The organism is Streptococcus sp. HMSC066F01 (assembly GCF_001837335.1).
Taxonomy (GTDB): domain Bacteria; phylum Bacillota; class Bacilli; order Lactobacillales; family Streptococcaceae; genus Streptococcus; species Streptococcus oralis_S.
In genome coordinates, this window is the sequence record NZ_KV832118.1 from 428,738 (window position 1) to 451,108 (window position 22,371).

21 protein-coding genes are annotated in these 22,371 nt (G+C 40.3%); 16 read left to right on the top strand and 5 right to left on the bottom strand.

Features of this window, described 5'->3' with window-relative positions:
- Positions 1-105: 105 nt before the first annotated feature.
- Both birA and HMPREF2655_RS06395 read right to left on the bottom strand, forming a co-directional pair.
- Positions 106-1,041 (bottom strand): bifunctional biotin--[acetyl-CoA-carboxylase] ligase/biotin operon repressor BirA, encoded by a 936-nt coding sequence (gene birA, locus HMPREF2655_RS06390; protein WP_070838215.1) that lies wholly within the window; start codon positions 1,039-1,041, stop codon positions 106-108.
- On the bottom strand, positions 1,038-1,898 hold the full coding sequence (locus HMPREF2655_RS06395; protein ID WP_000959977.1) for an AraC family transcriptional regulator: 861 nt from the start codon (positions 1,896-1,898) through the stop codon (positions 1,038-1,040). The genes birA and HMPREF2655_RS06395 overlap by 4 nt, the downstream gene beginning before the upstream one ends.
- Before the next feature lie 107 nt (positions 1,899-2,005).
- On the opposite strand from HMPREF2655_RS06395, the gene HMPREF2655_RS06400 reads away from it, so the two are divergent.
- The 10 genes from HMPREF2655_RS06400 (at position 2,006) to pnuC (ending at position 14,189) form a co-directional block, all read left to right on the top strand.
- Positions 2,006-4,168, top strand: coding sequence for an alpha-galactosidase (locus tag HMPREF2655_RS06400; RefSeq protein WP_070838216.1), 2,163 nt, complete (start codon positions 2,006-2,008; stop codon positions 4,166-4,168).
- A 34-nt stretch (positions 4,169-4,202) separates the two neighbouring features.
- Positions 4,203-5,453, top strand: coding sequence for an extracellular solute-binding protein (locus HMPREF2655_RS06405; protein WP_070838218.1), 1,251 nt, complete (start codon positions 4,203-4,205; stop codon positions 5,451-5,453).
- Positions 5,454-5,471: 18 nt separating this feature from the next.
- Positions 5,472-6,344, top strand: a complete 873-nt coding sequence (locus HMPREF2655_RS06410; protein ID WP_033584257.1) for a carbohydrate ABC transporter permease — start codon at positions 5,472-5,474, stop codon at positions 6,342-6,344.
- Positions 6,345-6,360: 16 nt separating this feature from the next.
- Positions 6,361-7,194, top strand: a complete 834-nt coding sequence (locus HMPREF2655_RS06415) for a carbohydrate ABC transporter permease (RefSeq protein ID WP_070838219.1) — start codon at positions 6,361-6,363, stop codon at positions 7,192-7,194.
- Between the two features lie 196 nt (positions 7,195-7,390).
- Positions 7,391-8,833 carry a sucrose phosphorylase gene (gene gtfA, locus HMPREF2655_RS06420; RefSeq protein ID WP_070838220.1) on the top strand — a complete coding sequence of 481 codons (1,443 nt, stop codon included), beginning with the start codon at positions 7,391-7,393 and terminating at the stop codon, positions 8,831-8,833.
- A 132-nt stretch (positions 8,834-8,965) separates the two neighbouring features.
- Positions 8,966-10,159 (top strand): O-antigen ligase family protein, encoded by a 1,194-nt coding sequence (locus tag HMPREF2655_RS06425; RefSeq protein ID WP_070838361.1) that lies wholly within the window; start codon positions 8,966-8,968, stop codon positions 10,157-10,159.
- 144 nt (positions 10,160-10,303) lie between these two features.
- Positions 10,304-10,747 carry a MarR family winged helix-turn-helix transcriptional regulator gene (locus tag HMPREF2655_RS06430; protein WP_000872571.1) on the top strand — a complete coding sequence of 148 codons (444 nt, stop codon included), beginning with the start codon at positions 10,304-10,306 and terminating at the stop codon, positions 10,745-10,747.
- A 72-nt stretch (positions 10,748-10,819) separates the two neighbouring features.
- Entirely contained in the window at positions 10,820-11,548 is a 729-nt protein-coding gene (locus HMPREF2655_RS06435; protein WP_000575224.1) for an ATP-binding cassette domain-containing protein, read from the top strand.
- On the top strand, positions 11,541-13,061 hold the full coding sequence (locus HMPREF2655_RS06440) for an ABC transporter permease/substrate-binding protein (protein WP_000183011.1): 1,521 nt from the start codon (positions 11,541-11,543) through the stop codon (positions 13,059-13,061). Before HMPREF2655_RS06435 ends, HMPREF2655_RS06440 begins: the two co-directional genes overlap by 8 nt.
- 390 nt (positions 13,062-13,451) lie before the next feature.
- The gene (pnuC, locus tag HMPREF2655_RS06445) at positions 13,452-14,189 is read left to right on the top strand and encodes a nicotinamide riboside transporter PnuC (RefSeq protein ID WP_070838222.1); all 738 of its coding nucleotides are present in this window, start codon (positions 13,452-13,454) and stop codon (positions 14,187-14,189) included.
- 33 nt (positions 14,190-14,222) lie between these two features.
- On the opposite strand, the gene HMPREF2655_RS06450 is transcribed toward pnuC, so the two are convergent.
- Together HMPREF2655_RS06450 and HMPREF2655_RS06455 are read right to left on the bottom strand one after the other, a co-directional pair.
- Complete coding sequence (locus HMPREF2655_RS06450) at positions 14,223-14,555, bottom strand: hypothetical protein (RefSeq protein ID WP_000958147.1); 333 nt, start codon at positions 14,553-14,555, stop codon at positions 14,223-14,225.
- A gap of 26 nt (positions 14,556-14,581) precedes the next feature.
- On the bottom strand, positions 14,582-15,136 hold the full coding sequence (locus HMPREF2655_RS06455) for a TetR/AcrR family transcriptional regulator (RefSeq protein ID WP_000166618.1): 555 nt from the start codon (positions 15,134-15,136) through the stop codon (positions 14,582-14,584).
- Positions 15,137-15,268: 132 nt separating this feature from the next.
- On the opposite strand from HMPREF2655_RS06455, the gene HMPREF2655_RS06460 reads away from it, so the two are divergent.
- The 3 genes from HMPREF2655_RS06460 to HMPREF2655_RS06470 all read left to right on the top strand — a co-directional run bounded on the left by HMPREF2655_RS06460 (position 15,269) and on the right by HMPREF2655_RS06470 (position 17,753).
- The gene (locus tag HMPREF2655_RS06460; RefSeq protein WP_070838224.1) at positions 15,269-16,156 is read left to right on the top strand and encodes a cation diffusion facilitator family transporter; all 888 of its coding nucleotides are present in this window, start codon (positions 15,269-15,271) and stop codon (positions 16,154-16,156) included.
- 205 nt (positions 16,157-16,361) lie between these two features.
- Entirely contained in the window at positions 16,362-16,715 is a 354-nt protein-coding gene (gene nmlR / locus HMPREF2655_RS06465; protein ID WP_001022654.1) for a stress response transcriptional regulator NmlR, read from the top strand.
- Positions 16,716-17,753 (top strand): alcohol dehydrogenase catalytic domain-containing protein, encoded by a 1,038-nt coding sequence (locus tag HMPREF2655_RS06470; protein WP_000833726.1) that lies wholly within the window; start codon positions 16,716-16,718, stop codon positions 17,751-17,753.
- A 67-nt stretch (positions 17,754-17,820) separates the two neighbouring features.
- Here the strand turns inward: HMPREF2655_RS06470 and galR are convergent, their stop codons facing one another.
- Positions 17,821-18,822, bottom strand: coding sequence for a DNA-binding transcriptional regulator GalR (galR, locus tag HMPREF2655_RS06475; RefSeq protein WP_000212536.1), 1,002 nt, complete (start codon positions 18,820-18,822; stop codon positions 17,821-17,823).
- Between the two features lie 164 nt (positions 18,823-18,986).
- Between galR and HMPREF2655_RS06480 the strand changes: the two genes are divergently transcribed.
- The 3 genes from HMPREF2655_RS06480 to HMPREF2655_RS06490 are packed head-to-tail and all read left to right on the top strand — an operon-like array spanning position 18,987 to position 22,320.
- Positions 18,987-20,165, top strand: coding sequence for a galactokinase (locus tag HMPREF2655_RS06480; protein WP_045616738.1), 1,179 nt, complete (start codon positions 18,987-18,989; stop codon positions 20,163-20,165).
- Between the two features lie 11 nt (positions 20,166-20,176).
- Entirely contained in the window at positions 20,177-20,836 is a 660-nt protein-coding gene (locus HMPREF2655_RS06485; protein ID WP_000340242.1) for an HAD family hydrolase, read from the top strand.
- The gene (locus HMPREF2655_RS06490) at positions 20,833-22,320 is read left to right on the top strand and encodes a UDP-glucose--hexose-1-phosphate uridylyltransferase (protein WP_000077634.1); all 1,488 of its coding nucleotides are present in this window, start codon (positions 20,833-20,835) and stop codon (positions 22,318-22,320) included. The genes HMPREF2655_RS06485 and HMPREF2655_RS06490 overlap by 4 nt, the downstream gene beginning before the upstream one ends.
- The last annotated feature ends 51 nt before the right edge of the window (positions 22,321-22,371 follow it).

Genomic DNA, 22,371 nt, shown 5'->3' on the forward strand with positions numbered 1-22,371 from the left:
GCGCGGGGGTTCGAATCCCCCATTCTCCGTACGTTAAGAGAGCTGTTGGGCTCTTTTTTTGTATGTAAATCCCCCTTCTAAATCATTAAAAGGGGGATTTGTTTATTACCAACTTGTTAGTGATATTTCTCCGCTATTTAGCCAGATAGTATGTTTATCTTCAAATTCGACTTGAAGTTGGCCGGATTCTGAGATTTCTTTTGCAAGACCTTTCTCAAATTTTCCGTCTAGCTGGAAAGTAACTTCTTTTCCAAGAACGATTGATCTTTCTTTATAGATATAAAGTAGCTCATCTGAATCCGTATTGTAGAAACAATTCCATATTTCGCTGATGAGCTCATTACGACTAATTGGTGCAGGTGGCATAAATAGGCTGCCTGCTTTTTCTTTTAGGTCTTCTGGGAAGTCTGCTATAGAAAAATTTATACCAAGTCCGATAATGACGTCTGTAACCAAGCCTGTCTCAACTGATGTCATAGCTTCGGTGAGGATACCTGCTATCTTTTTATTTTTAAAGTAGATGTCATTTACCCATTTGATATCTACTTCTATCATAGTTAGATTTTTAATGGCTTTGTAGACTGCAGCAGCTACAAGGAGAGTATAGGAAGGGAGTTTTTCATAAGGAAGATTGGGTTGAATATGCAGGGACATATAGATCCCACCCTGAGATGGAGAATAGTAGGGACGTTGAAAGCGGCCACGACCTGCTGTTTGACAGGTTGAAAGATAGAGTGTATTTCCTTTGTTTCCAGCTTCAATCCCTTCTTTTGCATCTGTTTGGGTTGATTTGGTCTTAGGTTTGTAGCGAATGGTTAAGTTGGTTTTCTCTTGAATCAAATCAGGTAATATCAGATCTCCTTGAATAAGCTTGTAGCCTCTATTTTTGATACTATCAATTTCTAGGCCTTCTTGTTGAAGACGTTGGATCGCTTTCCATATAGATGTACGGCTTAAATTCAGTTCTTCTCCGATTTTTTCTCCGCTAACATAATCGTTTTCTCTAGCTAATATTTGGTAGACTAGTTGGTGTGATTTCATTGATTTTCCTTTCTAGCTGAGAGGGAATGAGAGTATTCTTTTCGAGTTTGACTAGGTGTTTTATGAAAAAACTGTTTGTAGGCTTTTGAGAAATGTAGTGGGTCTGAAAAACCTACAGAATATGCAATGACTTTGATCGTTTCATTTGTGTGTTCTAGTAACTGTTGCGCACGCTTCATTCGAACGAAAAGTAAATACTCTTTTGGAGAGAGTTGGTGAAATTCTTTAAACACACTAGTTAAGTAACTTCTATGAACCGATAGCTCTTTAGCTAAATCTTGAATGGTGAGCGATCGTGGATAGTGACTATCAATTAATTGTTTGCAGTCAAGATAGAGCTGGTGAGTTGATGAAATATTCTCTTTTTTCTGATTGGGAGCAATCGTTCCTAGATGAAACATTAGTTCATGGAGTTGTCCCATGATGTGGAGTTGAGCCAATTCATTTGATTTTGTAATCTGAGCGAAACGGACAATATTTTCAACGAGTTTTGCAGTTGTTTGTGTATGACAGTTATTTGACTGGGTGAGGTAGGATTGGTCAGAAATTTGAGATAGAGCAAAGTAGTCAGGTGCCCTCCCTCCAGTGATCCCCAACCAGTAGTAAGCCCAAGGATCCTGGTTATCTGCTTGATAGAATGTTAATTCATCTGGTTTTAGTAAAAAGAAATCTCCTGCCTTTAAATCAACAATTTTCCCCTTATAATGGAATTGACCTTTTCCTTTAGTAATGTAATGGAGTACATAGGTATCTCGAATAGCTGGGCCAAAAGAGTAATTAGGCGTGCATTCTTCATAACCGTAGAAGCTAAGAGAAAGATCAATTGTTCCAGTCTGGTATTCTGAAAAAACGAGCATGGGCCACCTCCTACCTAACATTTTACCATACTTTGTATACATTTCTCTATTTTAGAAAGCGCTTTTATGTGCTAAAATTTTATCAAGAAATGGATGAGGTACAATTTATGGGAATTCGAATAGAGAATAATCTATTTTACGTTGAGAGTAAAGGTTTAAGTTTGATTATTGAAAATAGGGATGGATTCTTATTATTAAAACATTTAGGAAAAACTATTAAGAACTATAGAGGGGCTAATAGTGTTTATGAACGCGATCATGCTTTTTCTGGTAATCCCATAGCTACTAATCGAACCTTTAGTTTGGATACGCAACGTCAGATTTTTGGACAACATGGTTTGGGTGACTTTAGAAAACCAACTTTACAGGTTCAACATGATGCAACTGAAGTAACAGACTTTCGATTTGTAAAAGCAAAGATTTTAAAAGGTCAGAATGGTCCACAGGGCTTACCTTCTCCTCACAGCATGGATGCTACAGAGACGCTTGTCTTGATTTTAAAAGATCCTCAAGCTAAACTTAGTCTGACTTTGTATTATACAGCTTTTGATAATGATGCGACAATTGCTAGTTACAGCAAATTGGAGAATAATAGTAATCAGGAAGTTGTCATTCATAAGGACTTTTCTTTTATGGCTGATTTTCCCGCTGCAGCTTACGAAATAGTGACTTTACAGGGAGCTTATGCTCGTGAAAAGACTGTCCGACGTCAACAGGTAGAGCAAGGAATCTTTTCGATTAGTTCGAACCGTGGAGCTTCTGGGCATGCTCAAACACCAGCTCTTCTATTATGTGATCAAGGAGTTACAGAGGATGCTGGGAATGTGTTTGCTCTACAACTGATGTATAGTGGAAACTTCGAAGCTTTTGTCCAAAAGAATCAGTTGAATGAAGTTCGGGTGGCTATTGGAATTAATCCAGAAAACTTTTCTTGGAAGTTAGATCCTGAGGAAAATTTTGAAACACCGGTAGGTTTAGTGACCTATTCAGATAAGGGATTAACTGGTATCAGTCATGAAAGTCAGAATATTGTACTTAAGCACATTATGCCAAGTAAATTTTCTAAAAAAGAGCGTCCAATTCTAATCAATAACTGGGAAGCTACCTACTTTGACTTTCAGAGAGAAAAACTGTTAGAACTAGCTGATGAAGCTAAGAAAGTTGGAATAGAACTTTTTGTATTAGATGATGGGTGGTTTGGTAATCGCTTTGATGATAATCGTGCTTTAGGTGATTGGGTTGTGAATGAGAAAAAACTGGGTGGAAGTCTAGAAAGTCTGATTTCAGCGATCCATGAAAGAGGTTTGCAGTTTGGGCTTTGGTTAGAACCTGAGATGATTTCTGTTGATAGCGACTTGTATCGTAAACATCCTGACTGGGCTATTCAGGTTCCAGGTTATGAGCATACCTATTCTCGAAATCAATTAGTACTTAATCTTGCCAATCCTCGGGTAGTAGAATATTTGAAAAATGTTTTAGATGAACTCCTCTCTCATCATAAAATTGACTACATCAAATGGGATATGAACCGCAATATCACTAATCTGGGGAATGGTTCAGTTTATCTGGAAACCCAGATGCAGTCTCATCAGTATATGTTGGGACTTTACGAACTCGTTTCTTATCTGACAGAGAAACACAGTCATATTCTCTTTGAGTCCTGCTCTGGTGGTGGTGGACGTAATGATCTTGGTATGATGCGTTATTTCCCACAAGTCTGGGCTAGTGATAATACTGATGCTATTGCACGTTTACCAATCCAATATGGTTCATCCTATCTCTATCCAACCATTTCTATGGGAGCTCATGTGTCAGCAGTACCAAATCATCAGATGGGACGGATGACACCATTGGAAACTCGTGGTCATGTAGCCATGATGGGAAATCTGGGCTACGAGCTTGATTTAACAAGTTTATCAGATGAAGAGAAAGCTGAGATTGCTAATCAGGTGAACTTGTATAAAGAATTGCGACCAGTAGTCCAGTTGGGAAACCAGTATAGGTTAATCAATCCCGATGCTGAATCCAATGAAGCAGCAGTTCAATTTAACTATGAAGATCAAACGATTGTAACCTATGTCCGAGTCTTATCAGTTGTGGAAACAATGGAAACCACCTTGAAACTGAAAGACTTAGAAGTGGAAGGGCTTTATGAGCTGGAAGAGACAAACATTGTTTACTCGGGTGCAGAGCTCATGTATGCAGGTTTAACTGTTACCCTATCACCAGGAGATTTTTTGAGTAGACAGTATAAATTCAAAAGACTATAATAAAAGCGTATAAATTTATCAAGGAGGCATTCCAATGAAATGGTATAAGAAAGCAGGTTTTCTTTTAGTAGCTGGGGCAAGTTTACTAGGCCTAGTGGCTTGTGGTCAGAACAATCAATCAACTGATGGCAAGGTAACGATTGAGTTTTTTAACCAGAAGACCGAGATGGCAGATACCTTGCAAAAGATAGTGGATGATTTTGAAAAGGAACATCCTAATATTGATGTGAAGCTGACTACAGTACCTTCAGCTGGAATTGTGCTAAAGACTCGTATTTTATCAGGAGATGTTCCAGATATTATTAATATCTATCCTCAAAATATGGATTTTCAGGAGTGGGCGAAGGCAGGCTATTTTGCAGATATGACAGGAAAACCCTATCTTGAGAACATCAAGAATGACTACGCCGAAAAGTATGCAATCAATAACAAGATTTATAGTGTGCCTTTAACGGCCAACCTTTATGGAATCTATTACAATAAAACGAAGTTTAAAGAATTAGGACTTGAGGAACCGAGGACTTTTAAAGAGTTTCAAGAGATTGTTAAAAAGATAAAAGATAGTGGGAATTCTCCATTTGCGGTTGCAGGCAATGAAGGCTGGACATTAAATGGTTACCACCAACTTTCTCTCATTACTCTTACAGGTAGTGGAGACGCGGCTAATAACTATCTTCGCTTTTCAAAACCAAACGCGATCTCTGCAGATGATGCTATTTTAAAAGCAGATGCAGAACGACTCGATTTATTAGCAGATAATGCTCAAGATGGTTGGCGTGGTGCCTCTTATAATGATTCGGTGGTAGCATTTTCGAGTGAAAAAGCTTTGATGATGCCACAAGGATCATGGGCATTAGCGGCAATTAATCAACAGGATCCAAAATTTGAGGTAGGGATGTTTGCCTTTCCTGGAGAAGAAGTAGGAGAAGAAGTCACTGTTGGTGCAGGAGATATGGCATTATCAACTTCAGCTACTTCCAAACACCCTAAGGAAACCGAAGAATTTATCAGCTATATGACTAGTCCAAAAGCTATGCAGTCATACTATGATGTAGATGGATCACCTGTTGCGGTAAAAGGCATACAGGAAAAAGAAGATTCAGCGCTTGCAGCTATTTCTAAACTGGCATTTACGGACAAACATTATGTTTGGTTGGGCCAACGCTGGAACTCTGAAGAAGACTTTTTTAATCTAAGTGCAGGTTACCTGATGGATAAAAATCTGAAAAATATGGCAAACAATCTCAATGCTTTCTTTAATCCAATGAAGGCAGATTTGGACTAGAATAGGAGTTAAGATGATATGGCTATTCGAAAATTTTTAAATAAATACTGGGGTTGGACATTTTTGCTTATCCCGCTTGCTTTACAAGCTATCTTCTTTTACTTTCCAATGGTACAAGGTGCTTTCTATAGTTTGACTAACTGGACTGGATTGACCTATAATTATAAATTTGTTGGTTTGAATAACTACAAATTGCTGATGATTGATGGGAAATTCTTCACAGCCATAGCCTTTACTTTGATTTTAACTCTGGCATTGATTATTGGAGAGATTACGATTGGGATGGTTGTGGCACGAGCCTTAAATTCTAAGATGAAGGGGCAGACCTTCTTTAGAGCTTGGTTCTTTTTCCCGGCTGTTTTGTCTGGTTTGACAGTTTCCTTGATTTTTAAACAATTCTTCAACTATGGGCTTCCAACGATTGGAAAAATTTTAGGAATTAGCTTTTTACAAGAGAGTCTATTGGGGACACCAGTCGGAGCGGTAGTGGCAACTATTTTTGTTCTTCTATGGCAAGGAGTAGCAATGCCAATCATTCTCTTTCTTGCTGGTCTTCAGAGTATTCCAAATGATATTTTAGAGGCAGCATCAATTGATGGTGCAACCAGTAAACAAACCTTTTGGAAGATTGAATTGCCCTATTTATTGCCAACGATCTCTATGGTTTTTATCTTGGCTCTTAAGTCCGGTTTGACAGCCTTTGACCAAATTTTTGCCTTGACGAGTGGTGGTCCAAATAATGCTACAACGTCTCTTGGACTTTTAGTCTACAACTATGCTTTCAAGAGTAATCAATATGGATATGCGAATGCAATTGCCTTGATTTTATTCTTAATTATTGGAATTGTTTCTCTTATACAAATCAAGCTATCAAAGAAATTTGAAATCTAATAGAGGAGTCCTACACATGAAAAAAGAAGAAAAATTGAATCAGTTTTGGAAATACGTCCTCTTGATAGTCGGTGGTATTCTTATACTTGTTCCTTTGTTGGTAACGGTATTTAGTTCTTTCAAGACAACTAAGGATATCATGAATCATTTCTTTAGTTTGCCCAATCCTTTTACCTTAAGTAATTATGAACGATTAATTTCGGACGGAATTGGAGGCTATTTCTGGAATTCAGCAGTTATTACGGTGTTATCATTGATTGTAGTAGCTTTCTTTATACCAGCTGCAGCTTATTCCATTGCTCGAAATATGTCCAAGAAAAAAGCCTTTGCCATTATGTATTCGCTCTTGATCTTAGGGATATTTGTTCCATTTCAGGTGATTATGATTCCTATCACAGTTATGATGAGTAAACTCGGCCTAGCAAATATGTGGGGGCTAGTAATACTCTACCTAACTTATGCTATTCCACAGACTCTCTTCTTGTATGTTGGTTATATAAAAATCAGTGTACCAGATAGTTTGGACGAAGCTGCGGAAATTGATGGGGCTGATCGTTTTACAATTTATCGTCGAATCATTTTTCCAATGTTGAAGCCCATGCATGCGACAACTTTGATTATCAATGCTCTCTGGTTCTGGAATGACTTTATGTTGCCACTCTTGATTCTGAATAAGGATTCTGAGATGTGGACTTTACCTCTCTTCCAATACAACTATCAAGGTCAGTACTTCAATGACTATGGCCCAAGTTTTGCATCTTATATTGTGGGAATTGTAACGATAACCATTGTCTACCTCATCTTCCAAAAACATATCATTTCAGGAATGAGTAACGGGGCAGTGAAGTAAGAAAGTGCTTATGGAATCTATAATTCCATACATAGAGGAACGGTTCAGCTTGTTGGCAATTCTATGTAGAAAACAAGAAAGTCGTATTTAGTTGATTGCAGTCTATATTAGTACTGAACAAAAATCTAAAAATATCTTTCATTTACGAAGCCAGGTCATATAAGACTTGGCTTTCATCAGAAAAAGGAGAACATCTATGACCATTCAAAATAAAACTATGTTGATTACTTACTCAGATAGTCTTGGAAATAACCTTAAAGACTTGTATGAGAATTTGGAAGAACATTTTGGCGATGCTATTGGGGGAGTTCACCTTCTACCATTTTTCCCGTCAACAGGTGATCGCGGATTTGCACCAGTGGACTATGATGAAGTGGATCCAGCGTTTGGTGATTGGGAGGATGTTAAGCGTTTAGGTGAGAAATATTATCTTATGTTTGACTTTATGATTAATCATATTTCTCGTCAATCTAAGTATTATAAGGACTATCAAGAAAAACATGAAGACAGTGAATTTAAAGATCTCTTTCTAAACTGGGATAAGTTTTGGCCAGAGAACCGTCCGACACAGGCTGATGTAGATTTAATTTACAAGCGTAAGGATCGTGCACCAAAGCAAGAGATCGTTTTTGCAGACGGTTCAGTAGAACATTTGTGGAATACCTTTGGTGAGGAGCAGATTGATCTTGATGTGACCAAAGAAGTAACGATGAGCTTCATCCGTAAGACGATTCAACATCTAGCAAGTAACGGGTGTGATTTGATTCGCCTAGATGCTTTTGCTTATGCGGTGAAGAAATTGGATACCAATGATTTCTTTGTGGAACCAGATATTTGGGACTTATTGGATAAGGTCCGGGATATAGGAGCTGAATACGGTGCAGAGCTCTTACCTGAGATTCATGAACACTATTCGATTCAGTTTAAAATAGCGGATCATGATTACTATGTTTACGATTTTGCCCTTCCAATGGTGACCCTTTATACTCTTTACAGTTCCAGAACAGAGCGCTTAGCTAAGTGGTTAAAGATGAGCCCGATGAAGCAATTTACGACACTAGATACCCATGATGGGATTGGAGTGGTAGATGTCAAGGATATCCTGACCGATGAGGAAATTGACTATGCTTCAAATGAGCTCTATAAGGTTGGAGCGAATGTCAAACGTAAGTACTCTAGTGCAGAGTATAACAATCTAGATATCTACCAAATCAATTCAACCTACTATTCTGCACTTGGAGATGATGATGTCAAGTACTTCCTCGCTCGTTTGATTCAAGCTTTTGCGCCAGGCATTCCTCAGGTTTACTATGTGGGTCTATTAGCAGGAAAAAATGACTTGAAATTATTAGAAGAAACCAAAGAAGGTCGAAATATTAATCGTCATTACTATAGCAATGAGGAAATAGCAGAAGAAGTTCAACGTCCTGTGGTGAAGTCCCTTCTCAATCTATTTTCTTTCCGTAATCGGTCAGAGGCCTTTGACCTAGAAGGGACTATTGACATTGAAACACCAACAGCTCACAGCATTGTAATCAAACGTCAAAATAAAGACAAGTCCGTAACAGCAGTAGCAGAAATTGATTTGCAAAGTCAGACCTATCAAGTAGTGGAAAACGGTAGAAACATTCAGTTCTAGTGCCATATTAATGAAAGATTTTTTTTGTGGCGAAAACGTGTTCATTGTTCCCAAATGACGGAAAAAATGGTAGAATATAAAGATAGTTTAGCATTTATCTTCTGGAGAAATCCAGAACAGAAAGGATCCGTTTTGAAATCAATTGGATTACTGGATAAGATAAGAGGGCTTTCGAAAAAAGATTTCTTTTTGTATCTGATGATCATGAGTATCTTTTTACCTTTTTATTTGTTCTTATCACTCTTTGCTTTATATTTGATAGGTTTACTTGTTACTGGGGAGATGAAGGGAATTATCAAAGGATTAGCCAAACATCCTGTACTTCTCTTTTTTATTGTCTACAGTAGTATCATCTCTATCGTCGCCAAGAACTGGCTTGGATTGGTTGCATCTTTACTGATGTTTCTCTTCCTCATTTTCTTTAGCTTCTACCAGAAACGTCTGACACATGCTTTCTTTCGACTGATACTGCAGACAATCTTGTTTGGTAGTGTGCTCTCTGCTGTTTTTGCTACTTTGGAGCATTTCCAAATTGTAAAGAAATTTAACTATGCCTTTCTTTCGCCCAATATGCAGGTATGGCATCAGAATCGGGCAGAAGTGACCTTTTTTAATCCTAATTACTATGGAATTATTTGTTGTTTCTGTATCATGATTGCCTTCTATCTCTTTACAACGACCAAGTTGAATTGGTTGAAGGTATTCTGTGTGATTGCAGGCTTTGTTAATCTCTTTGGATTGAACTTTACTCAAAATCGAACTGCCTTTCCTGCTATTATCGCTGGAGCCATCATTTATCTCTTTACAACCATTAAAAACTGGAAGGCCTTTTGGCTTAGTATCGGGGTCTTTGCGATTGGCTTGAGTTTCCTTTTTTCTAGTGATTTGGGAGTTCGGATGGGGACTTTAGATTCCTCTATGGAAGAACGCATTTCTATCTGGGATGCTGGGATGGCCTTGTTTAAGCAAAATCCTTTTTGGGGGGAGGGGCCATTGACCTATATGCACTCTTATCCTCGGATAAATGCTCCTTATCATGAACATGCTCACAGCCTTTATATTGATACGATTCTGAGTTACGGAATTGTGGGAACCATTTTATTAGCTTTGTCTTCTGTTGCTCCTGTTCGTTTGATGATGGATATGAGTCAGGAGTCGGGGAAACGTCCAATTATCGGTCTTTATCTATCTTTCCTTACAGTGGTTGCTGTGCATGGAATCTTTGACTTGGCCCTTTTCTGGATTCAGTCAGGTTTCATTTTCTTGTTAGTTATGTGCAGTATTCCATTGGAGCGTCGAACCTTGGTATCAGACATGACGGATTAAGTTTATAAGATTGAAATCTTCTACCTTGAGTAGGAGATTTTTTACTGAGAAAAATTAGTTCTAAATCGAAATAGTTGACAATTGGAATAATAAGTATTATAATGTTTTTTATTCGTATCGATATAGAAATAAATTGGAGGTTTCATGAAATATTGTCATTTGGTAGCCCATCATATTCGTTTGTTGAATGGGCGGCTTTTTCAAAAGTTACTGAGACAAGACCCTGACTCTCTTTATCGGAGTGAGCAGGGAAAGATTTTAGCGGTTTTATGGAATAGTAAGACGGGCTGTGCAACTGCGACAGATATTGCGCTTGCGACTGGGCTTGCTAATAATACGTTGACGACTATGATAAAAAAGTTAGAGGAGCAAAATCTTATAACTGTCAGTCCGTGTGGAGAAGATAAGCGTAAGAAGTATTTAGTTTTAACAGAGTTGGGCAAGTCCCAGAAAGAAGTTGGGCAACGTGTCAGTCAGAGATTGGATACTATCTGTTACAAAGGATTTTCAGAGGAAGAAATTCGTCAGTTTGAAGGTTTTCAAGAAAGAATTTTGGCTAATCTGAAAGAGCAGGAAAATGAGGTTTAGAATGGGGTAAATTAGTTATTAAAAGTTTGGTAACTTGACAAACCGAGGAAAATTTTAAATTGAGGACAAAGAATGATAGAATACAAAAATGTAGCGCTACGCTACACAGAAAAAGATGTTTTGAGAGATGTCAATTTACGGATTGAGAATGGGGAGTTTATGGTTTTAGTTGGGCCTTCTGGGTCCGGTAAGACGACCATGATTAAGATCATTAATCGTCTCTTGGAACCAACTGATGGAAATATTTATATGGATGGCAAGCGAATCAAAGACTATGATGAGCGTGAACTTCGTCTTTCTACTGGTTATGTTTTACAGGCCATTGCTCTGTTTCCCAATTTAACGGTTGCAGAAAATATTGCTCTCATTCCGGAGATGAAGGGCTGGACTAAGGAAGAAATTGCTCAGAAAACAGAAGAGCTTTTAGCTAAGGTTGGTTTACCAGTAGCTGAGTATGGGAATCGTCTTCCTAGTGAACTATCTGGTGGAGAACAGCAGCGGGTGGGCATTGTCCGTGCCATGATTGGTCAGCCTAAGATTCTCCTCATGGATGAGCCCTTTTCAGCCTTGGATGCTATTTCGAGAAAACAGTTGCAGGTTTTGACGAAAGAATTGCATAAAGAGTTTGGGATGACAACGATTTTTGTGACCCATGATACGGATGAAGCTTTGAAATTAGGTGATCGTATTGCTGTCTTGCAGGATGGAGAGATTCGTCAGGTGGCGAACCCTGAGACCATTTTAAAAGCTCCTGCAACAGACTTTGTAGCAGACTTGTTTGGAGGTAGTGTTCATGACTAATTTGATATCAACTTTTCAGGATCGTTTTGGTGATTGGGTAACAGCTCTATCTCAACATTTGCAGTTGTCGCTTTTGACCTTATTACTAGCTATTTTTATTGCTATTCCCTTGGCTGTTTATCTTCGCTATCATGAGAAGTTGGCGGACTGGGTCTTGCAGATTGCAGGAATTTTCCAGACTATCCCGTCTCTGGCCTTGTTGGGACTCTTTATCCCCTTGATGGGAATTGGAACCTTGCCTGCTTTGACAGCACTAGTGATTTATGCGATTTTCCCGATTTTGCAAAATACCATCACTGGACTAAAGGGGATTGATCCAAGTCTACAAGAGGCTGGGATTGCCTTTGGGATGACCAGGTGGGAGCGTCTCAAGAAGTTTGAAATTCCACTTGCCATGCCTGTCATAATGTCTGGTATTCGGACGGCAGCGGTCTTGATTATTGGTACGGCAACCTTGGCAGCCTTGATTGGGGCAGGGGGACTGGGTTCCTTTATCCTTTTGGGAATTGACCGCAATAATACCAGTCTGATTTTGATTGGGGCCCTTTCTTCTGCAGTGCTGGCCATTGCCTTTAACTTCCTACTAAAAGTGATGGAAAAAGCAAAATTGAGAACGATTTTCTCTGGTTTTGCCTTGGTGACCATATTACTCGGTCTGTCTTATAGTCCAGCCCTCTTAGCTCAAAAAGAGAAAGAAAACTTGGTGATTGCTGGGAAATTGGGACCAGAACCCGAAATTTTGGCTAATATGTATAAGTTGCTGATTGAAGAAAATACCAGTATGACTGCGACTGTTAAACCGAATTTTGGGAAAACTAGCTTCCTCTATGAAGCTCTGAAAAAAGGGGATATTGATATCTATCCTGAATTTACCGGTACGGTGACTGAAAGTTTGCTTCAGCCCTCACCGAAAGTGAGTCATGAGCCAGATCAGGTTTATCAAGTGGCGCGTGATGGCATTGCCAAACAGGATCATCTGGCCTATCTAAAACCTATGTCTTATCAAAACACCTACGCTGTAGCCGTTCCGAAAAAGATTGCTCAAGAATATGGCTTGAAAACCATTTCGGACTTGAAAAAAGTGGAAGGACAGTTGAAGGCCGGTTTTACTCTCGAATTTAATGACCGTGAGGATGGAAATAAGGGCTTGCAATCAATGTATGGTCTCAATCTCAACGTAGCGACCATGGAGCCAGCTCTTCGCTATCAGGCAATTCAGTCAGGCGATATTCAAATCACAGATGCCTATTCGACAGATGCAGAGTTGGCACGTTATGATTTACAGGTCTTGGAGGATGACAAGCAACTCTTCCCGCCTTATCAAGGGGCACCACTCATGAAAGAAGCTCTTCTCAAGAAACATCCTGAGTTGGAGACAGTTCTCAATAAATTGGCTGGTAAAATCACGGAAAGCCAGATGAGCCAGCTCAACTACCAAGTCGGTGTTGAAGGCAAGTCAGCAGAACAAGTAGCCAAGGAGTTTTTACAAGAACAAGGTTTGTTGAAGAAATAGTTTGAAAATGTCAAACTCAACTTGCTTAAACGACCATATAGAAAAATGCTCAGACAATCTTGTCTGGGCTTTTTTGATATTAGAGTTACTGAATGTCTTTCAAAATGGAAAATAAGAGGAAATTTTCAGGATTTTCTAAAATTTTACTGTAAATACACTTGACTATTCACAAAATAGGTGTATAATGTGTTGTGAACTACTTAACAAATAGAGATTTCCAGCTCATGTCGACTAAGGATGGAAATCCTGTGTATAGACAGTTCAGTAGATATATAATAGAGCGTTGCGTCCGAAAGTCTATCCAGACACGGCTCTTTAAAAACAAAAGGAGAAAATATGACGACTTATTTGTAAACAAAACTCAAGAATATCAAAATTACTCTTGGTGAAATGTCTGGCGGTTACCGCCGTATGGTTGCTGCTATGGCTGATTTAGGATTTTCAGGAACTATGAAGGCTATCTGGAATGACCTCTTTGCCAATCGTAGTTTTTCCCAGTGGCTTTACCTGCTAGTTTTAGGAAGTTTTCCAATCTGGCTTGAGTTGATTTATGAACACCGCATTGTTGACTGGGTTGGGATGATTTGTAGCCTGACTGGAATTATCTGTGTCATCTTTGTATCTGAAGGTCGTGCTAGTAACTACCTATTTGGTTTGATTATTTCCATCATTTATCTGGTGCTTGCCCTTCAAAAAGGCTTCTATGGTGAAGTTTTAACAACTCTCTATTTTACAATTATGAAGCCAATTGGTCTCTTGGTTTGGATTTATCAAGCCCAGTTTAAGAAAGAACAACAAGAGTTTGTCGCACGTAAACTAGACGGCAAGGGTTGGACAAAGTATCTTTCCATTAGTGTTCTTTGGTGGTTGGTATTTGGATTCATTTATCAGTCTATCGGAGCCAATCGTCCTTATCGCGATTCCATTACCGATGCGACCAACGGGGTAGGGCAAATCCTCATGACAGCTGTTTACCGTGAACAATGGATATTCTGGGCAGCTACAAATGTCTTTTCTATCTATCTCTGGTGGGGAGAAAGCCTGCAAATCCAAGGAAAATACCTGATTTACTTGATTAATAGTCTAGTTGGTTGGTATCAGTGGAGCAAGGCAGCAAAAAGCGCTTAAAAAGTAAAAAAGGATCATCTGATCCTTTTTGTGTTAGAGCAAAATGAATAATACCGTAATGATAATAGCGGTCGTTATACGAACGATGTGGTGCGAGATATGTTGCTTTTCTTTCTGTTGGCCGTTCCAGTAGGCTCCATAGCAGACGATACTCGAACCCACAATCCATAGAAGAATGGTTGCAACTGGAACGAAGTAAAAGATGGCTAGAGCCAGAGATGTGAGGCAACTGCCAACCAAGATGCACGTGTTTCCCAGACTGTAGTTCTTTTGTTTCATGGCTGAAAAAGCAGCAGCAAGGTGAAGCAATGAGAAGGCGAGAGCTAGTACAATTGTTAGTATTCCTAGAATCATCGAAGTTAACATAGTTGGTTCCTTTCTGAGTTTCAGGCTTAGTTATCAAGTGGAGTTGTAGAGGTCATCTCTATTACATCAAGGTAAAATTTCACCACTTGGTTTTCGGTATAAGATTTTCCTTTTTTTAGCCACCAAGTTAGGGTCTCGATAAAGTTCGTTACAACAAAATGCTGGAGGTAGGAGTCCGGAATGTTTGGATAGGCTTCTTGCAAGTCATCCGCCACCATGGGATAAACGTGGTGTTTGAGTTCCCTGTGTAGTTGGCGGAGGAAGTAGTCGTTTTTGGAAAAAAGGAGACTGGTGACATGGTCCTGGTTTTTCTGAAAATGTAAAAAGATATGTGCGAGGTAGTCCTCGGTAGTCAAGTGTCCTTCCCTTTCAAAGAGATGATGAAAGAGGTAGCGACAGAGCTCATCTAAAAGGAGTTCCTTACTCTCGTAGTGACAGTAAAAAGTGGAGCGCCCAACATCTGCTAGGTCAATGATATCCTGAACAGTAGTGGCATCATAGCCCTTGTCGTTCAAAAGTTGTAAAAAAGCTTGGTAGATGGCTTTTTTCGTCTTGCTGACTCGACGGTCTCTTTTTGTCATATAGACACTAGTGACAAACTGTTCAGAACTGAACAGGACTGACAGTTTGCTTCTATCCTTTCTTTGGATTTTATTAGATAATACAAATGAAAGAAGTATGTATATACCCATTATACCAAAGGAGGGAGAGAAATGAGTTCTAAAACATCTATCTGGTTAGCTTTTTTCTTAAATTTAAGCTATGCGATTGTTGAGTTTATCGCAGGAGGAATCTTTGGTTCGAGTGCAGTTCTTGCTGATTCTGTTCATGACTTGGGAGATGCTATAGCCATTGGCATATCTGCCCTTTTAGAAACGATTTCCAATCTTGAAGAAGATAGACAGTACACCTTGGGTTACAAACGTTTTAGTCTTTTAGGGGCCATGCTAACGGCTGTGATTCTTATGATAGGGTCTGTCCTAGTGATCTTGGAAAATATCACAAAGTTTGCTCACCCGCAACCCGTCAATGAGGAAGGTGTCCTCTGGCTGGGAATCATTGCAGTAGCCATTAATGTGCTAGCAAGTCTGGTAGTTCGTAAAGGAAAGACAAAGAACGAGTCAATTCTTAGCCTACACTTTCTGGAAGACACTCTTGGTTGGTTGGCTGTCATTCTAATGGCGATTATCCTCCGATTTACGGACTGGTATATCCTCGATCCGCTTTTATCTCTGGTCATTTCCATCTTTATTCTGTCGAAAGCCATTCCACGCTTTTGGAGTGCACTAAAAATTTTCCTAGATGCTGTGCCAGAAGGGGTCGAGACAAGTGATTTGGAGAAAGATTTAGAGGCTCTACCCAATGTCAAAAGTGTTAATCAACTTAGCATTTGGTCCATGGATGGTCTAGAGAATAATGCTATTGTTCACATTTGTATCAAGGACTGGGAACAGATGATGGAAACCAAAGAAGTAGTGCGTCAATTTTTAGAAGAAAGAGGCGTGCAGAATATCACTATTGAAGTAGATAGCAGTCAAAGCAATCATGCGCAACATAGACGGAGAGTGAGAGAGTTAGAGCAGAAGCATGGGCATCATTAGTATAGAGTCAAGAATGATTGAACCCCTATGTTATTTGAAATAGAGTATTTTCTTTCCAGTTTAAATATTTTAAAAATTTGGTAATTAAAAGAATTTTTCTTTTAGATGCAAAATGTTTGACTTGGAGTCAACTCAAAGTTGTATAATAAGATAAGTGAGTTATCATTGCTTAAATTCAATGAAGGATATGAAAGGAGGCTAGTATATGAATATTAAATCTGTCAGCGACTTATTGGGAATTTCAGCGGATACGATTCGGTATTATGAGCGAGTTGGTCTTGTGCCACCGATTACTCGAACTGCAACTGGGATTCGTGACTTTCAAGATCAGGATATAGAAGCACTGGAATTTATTAAGTGTTTCCGTTCGGCGGGTGTCTCTGTAGACAGTTTAGTTGACTATATGTCGCTCTACCAAAAGGGGGATGAAACGCGAGAGGGAAGGCTTGGTATTTTAGAAGAGGAAAAGAAAAAATTAGAAGAGCGCTTTTCTCAGTTACAGACGGCTTTAAATCGCTTAAATCTCAAAATTAAACTTTACAAGGAAGGAAAATTTTAAATGAAATCAGCAGTATATACAAAGGCAGGCAAGGTTGGACTTGCTACAATTGAACGTCCGCAAATTATAGAAGCAGATGATGCTATTATCCGCATTGTCCGTACTTGCGTTTGTGGTTCGGACCTCTGGAGTTACCGTAATCCAGAAATCGAAGAAGGACATAGAAATAGCGGTCATGAGGCTATCGGAATTATCGAAGAAGTTGGTGAGAACGTTACTACAGTAAAATCAGGAGACTTTGTCATCGCACCTTTCACCCATGGCTGTGGGGAGTGTGATGCCTGTCGCGCTGGCTATGATGGGACTTGTGACCGCCATATTGGCACCAACTGGTCTAACGGGGTCCAAGCAGAGTACATCCGTTTCCACTTTGCTAATTGGGCACTTGTGAAAATTCCAGGTCAACCTTCAGATTATAGCGAAGGCATGCTCAAGTCACTTTTGACACTTGCTGATGTCATGCCGACAGGCTATCATGCGGCGCGTGTTGCTAATGTGCAAAAGGGCGACAAGGTGGTCGTTATCGGGGATGGGGCTGTTGGCCAATGTGCTGTCATTGCAGCTAAGATGCGTGGAGCTTCTCAAATTGTCCTTATGAGTCGTCATGAAGATCGCCAAAAGATGGCTCTGGAATCAGGTGCGACAGCTGTTGTGGCTGAACGTGGTGAAGAGGGAATTGCCAAAGTCCGTGAAATCCTTGGAGGTGGAGCAGATGCAGCCCTTGAATGTGTTGGGACTGAAGCAGCCGTAGATCAAGCCCTTGGAGTGCTTCACAATGGTGGACGTTTAGGCTTTGTTGGCGTACCGCACTATGAAAATCGTGCCATTGGCTCAACCTTTGGTCAAAATACAATAATCGGCGGTGGTCCAGCTTCTGTCACAACTTATAACAAACAAGTATTACTAAAAGCTGTTCTGGATGGTGATATCAATCCAGGTCGCGTCTTTACTTCAAGCTATAAATTAGAAGATATTGATCAAGCTTATAAAGATATGGACGAACGTAAGACCATTAAGTCTATGATTGTGATGAACTAAAAAAGAAAATCCTAATGGAGATGTGAGACTCTCTATTAGGATTTTTTGTCATGTTTAATTTGTGGAGTTATGGCAGAGTGCTTTCTCTCAAAGTCAGTCTAGTTCCTAGCATGGTTAGGCTAGGGATTTTGCGACCGTGTAGAACTTCCTTATTAAGAATATCCATGCCTGCTCGGCCCATTTCCTCAGTATAGACCGTGATACTAGAGAGGGGAGGATAGACCTGCTTGGTTAGGCTAGTGTCGTTAAAGGAAATGAGGCTGACGCGGTCTGGCAGGCTGATTCCAGCTTCTTGGAGGGCACGGAGGGCGCCGATGGCCAAACTATCGCTGGCTGCGAAAAAGGCTGGTGGGAGTTGTTCTCCTAGCTTGTGAATGGCCTCCTTCATCAAGTCATAGCCAGACTGGGCCGTAAAGCTCCCCTGAAAAACCAGTTCTTCATGGTAGATTCCATTTGCTTGGGTAATGTCTTTGAAATTTTCTTGTCGCTTATCCTGGATTATTTCTTCCTGGTCGGTTGTTTCTTCAAGACCTGTGAGAATTCCGATACGGTTCATACCTTGGCTGAGGAAATGGTCTACAACTTGTTTCACAGCAGTGTAAAAGTCAGTGATAATACAGGTATGACCTAATGAGAGGGTATCGCTGTCTATAAAGACTATAGGTTTTTGGTATTCTTCAAAGGCAGAAATCTGAGCTCGGCTAAATTTTCCGATGCAGAGAATGCCAATCACTTCCTCGCTCAGTGTAAAAGGATGGTCATTAAAATAGCGCAAGATATCATAGTCCAACTCTTGGGCTCTTTTTTCAATACCGAGACGAATCTGGTAGTAGTAGAGATCTTCCAACTCCCCTTGTTCGCTGACCCATTGGATAATGGCAATCTTTTGCTTTGGTTTGTGGGATTCGCCTGTCTTGAGGTGCTTAGTATAGCCTAGCTCTTCCGCGACGGTTAAAATACGGTGTCTGGTTTCTTCTGTGACAGATAGGCTCTGGTCGCGATTGAGGACACGAGATACGGTCGCAATAGAGACAGAGGCTAGCTGTGCGATGTCTTTTAAGGTAGCCATAAATCCTCCTCCTTTTAGGTTAGTATATCATATTTTTCTGATTTTTACTGATAGTTTAGTAAAAGTTTAGTAAAAAGGATTGACCTTGGTAAATCCCTTGGATACAATAGAAGAAAACGATTACACGTTAAGATGACTTAACGGACAGTCAAAGGAGAAATCATATGACACAAGATCTTACTACTGAAGCCCTTCGCAAAGATTTTCTTGCCGTTTTTGGTCAAGAAGCAGACCAAACTTTCTTTTCACCAGGTCGTATCAATCTGATTGGTGAACACACGGACTACAACGGTGGTCACGTTTTTCCAGCTGCTATTTCTTTGGGAACTTATGGTGCAGCTCGCAAGCGTGACGATCAAGTTTTGCGTTTCTACTCAGCCAACTTTGAGGACAAGGGTATCATCGAAGTGCCTCTTGCTGACCTCAAATTTGAAAAAGAGCACAGCTGGACCAACTATCCAAAAGGGGTTCTTCATTTCTTGCAAGAAGCTGGGCATGTGATTGACAAAGGGTTTGATTTTTATGTTTATGGGAATATCCCAAATGGTGCAGGCTTGTCCTCTTCAGCATCCTTGGAACTCTTGACAGGGGTTGTGGCAGAGCATCTCTTTGGTTTAAAACTAGACCGTTTGGATTTGGTTAAAATCGGAAAACAAACAGAAAACAACTTTATCGGAGTAAACTCTGGTATCATGGACCAGTTTGCCATCGGTATGGGTGCTGACCAACGTGCCATTTACCTGAATACCAACACTTTGGAGTACGACTTGGTGCCACTTGATTTGAAGGACAATGTCGTTGTTATCATGAACACCAACAAACGTCGTGAACTGGCGGACTCTAAGTACAATGAACGCCGTGCTGAGTGTGAAAAAGCTGTGGAAGAATTGCAAGTTGCCTTGGATATTCAGACCTTGGGTGAATTGGATGAGTGGGCCTTTGACCAATACAGCTATCTGATTAAAGATGAAAATCGCTTAAAACGTGCTCGCCATGCTGTGCTTGAAAACCAACGTACTCTTAAAGCTCAAGCAGCCCTTCAAGCAGGTGATTTGGAAACCTTTGGTCGCTTGATGAATGCATCTCACGTTTCTTTGGAGCATGACTATGAAGTAACTGGCTTGGAATTGGATACCCTTGTTCACACAGCTTGGGCTCAGGAAGGTGTTCTGGGTGCTCGTATGACAGGGGCAGGATTTGGTGGCTGTGCCATTGCCTTGGTGCGAAAAGATGCTGTTGAGGCCTTTAAAGCAGCTGTTGGCAAGCACTATGAGGAAGTCGTTGGATATGCTCCAAGCTTCTATATCGCTGAAGTTGCAGGTGGCACTCGCGTTTTAGACTAGGAGAGAAGTAAATGGACGCTGTAATATTTGATTTAGATGGCTTATTAGCTGATACTGAGATCATTTCTCTAAAAGTTTATCAAGAATTGCTTAAAGATTTTGGAATTCCTTTCACAGAAGAAACATATTCTAGAGAATACAGTGGACATAGGGAAGAGGAGAATGTTCAACGATTTTTAGATAACTATGATTTACCTTGGAACTTTGACCAAACCTTGGAAAAAGTTTATGAACTGGAAGCTCGAATATTAGCCAAAGGTGTAAATTTAAAAAAAGGTGCTAAAAATTTGCTTGCTTTTTTGCAAAGAGAAGGTATTCCAATCGCTCTAGCAACTTCAAGTGTTGAATCTAGAGCTAGAATGATTTTGGATAGTAATGGGATACTGTCCCTATTTGACCATCTAGTTTTTGCAAAAGATGTAAAGCGAAGTAAACCTTACCCTGATATATTTTTAAAGGCCTGTATTGATTTGAATGTTTTACCAGAGAATTGCTTAGTACTAGAGGATAGTGAAGCAGGGATTGAAGCAGCGTATAGAGCTGGGATACCAGTTATTTGTATTCCAGACTTAAAAATGCCAGCACAGTCTTTCTTAAATAAAACAGAACAAGTTTTTCAGGATTTAGATGCTGTCAGAGATTATTTAGAAAGTAAGAAGGAGAATCAATGAGTCAAGGAGTTCTAGATGCATTTATCACGGAAGTCATTGCTGAAAGTTCATTTGAGGAAATGGATCGAATCTACCTAACCAATCGTGTCTTAGCACGAGTGGGTGAAGGTGTTTTGGAAGTTGAGACTGATCTGGATGAGTTGATTGACCTTAAGGACCAGTTAGTCGAGGAAGCAGTTCGATTAGAGACGATTGAGGACAGTCAGACTGCGCGTGAAATCCTCGGTTCTGAACTGATGGACTTGGTAACTCCTTGTCCAAGTCAGGTTAATCGTGACTTTTGGACAACCTATGCTCACTCTCCTGAGCAGGCGATAGGTGATTTTTACCAGCTCAGCCAGAAAAATGACTACATCAAGCTCAAGGCTATTTCTAAGAATATCGCTTATCGTGTACCATCAGACTACGGAGAACTGGAGATTACTATCAATCTGTCTAAACCTGAAAAGGATCCAAAAGAGATTGCGGCAGCTAAGTTGGTTCAAGCTAGCAATTACCCACAGTGTCAACTCTGTCTAGAGAACGAAGGCTACCATGGTCGGGTTAACCATCCAGCTCGAAGCAATCACCGCATTATCCGTTTTGAAATGGCGGGTCAGGAGTGGGGCTTCCAGTATTCGCCCTATGCTTATTTTAATGAGCACTGTATTTTCTTAGACGGCCAGCATCGCCCCATGGCTATCAGTCGTCAGAGCTTTGAGCGTCTGCTGGCTATTGTAGAGCAGTTTCCTGGCTATTTTGCAGGCTCTAATGCCGACCTGCCAATCGTGGGAGGCTCTATTCTCACCCATGACCACTATCAAGGAGGCCGTCACGTGTTTCCTATGGAATTGGCTCCTTTGCAAAAGGCTTTCCGATTTGCTGGTTTTGATCAGGTCAAGGCTGGGATTGTCAAGTGGCCTATGTCAGTGCTACGTTTGACCTCGGATTCAAAAGAAGATTTGATCAACTTGGCTGATAAGATATTGCAGGAATGGCGTCAGTATTCAGATCCTGCAGTGCAAATTTTGGCAGAGACAGACGGGATACCGCATCACACCATTACACCCATTGCGCGTAAGCGTGATGGACAGTTTGAATTGGACTTGGTCTTGCGGGACAATCAGACTTCGGCAGAGCATCCGGATGGCATCTATCATCCCCACAAGGATGTCCAACATATCAAGAAGGAAAATATCGGCTTGATTGAGGTCATGGGCTTGGCTATTTTGCCACCACGCCTGAAAGCAGAAGTGGAGCAAGTCGCTAACTACCTAGTGGGAGAAGATGTCTCAGTTGCCGCTTATCATCAGGAATGGGCAGACCAACTCAAAGTCCAACATTCAGATCTGACGGATAAAGAAAAAGCCCTTGAAATCGTTAAGGACTCTGTGGGTGCTATCTTTGCTCGTGTACTTGAGGATGCAGGAGTCTACAAGCAAACGGAACAGGGACAAGCATCCTTTATGCGCTTTGTTAATCAGGTTGGAATTTTACCAGACTAGTGAATAATTCTTGCCTAGTCTTGTAAAAAGTAGTAGTATGATATAGTGTTT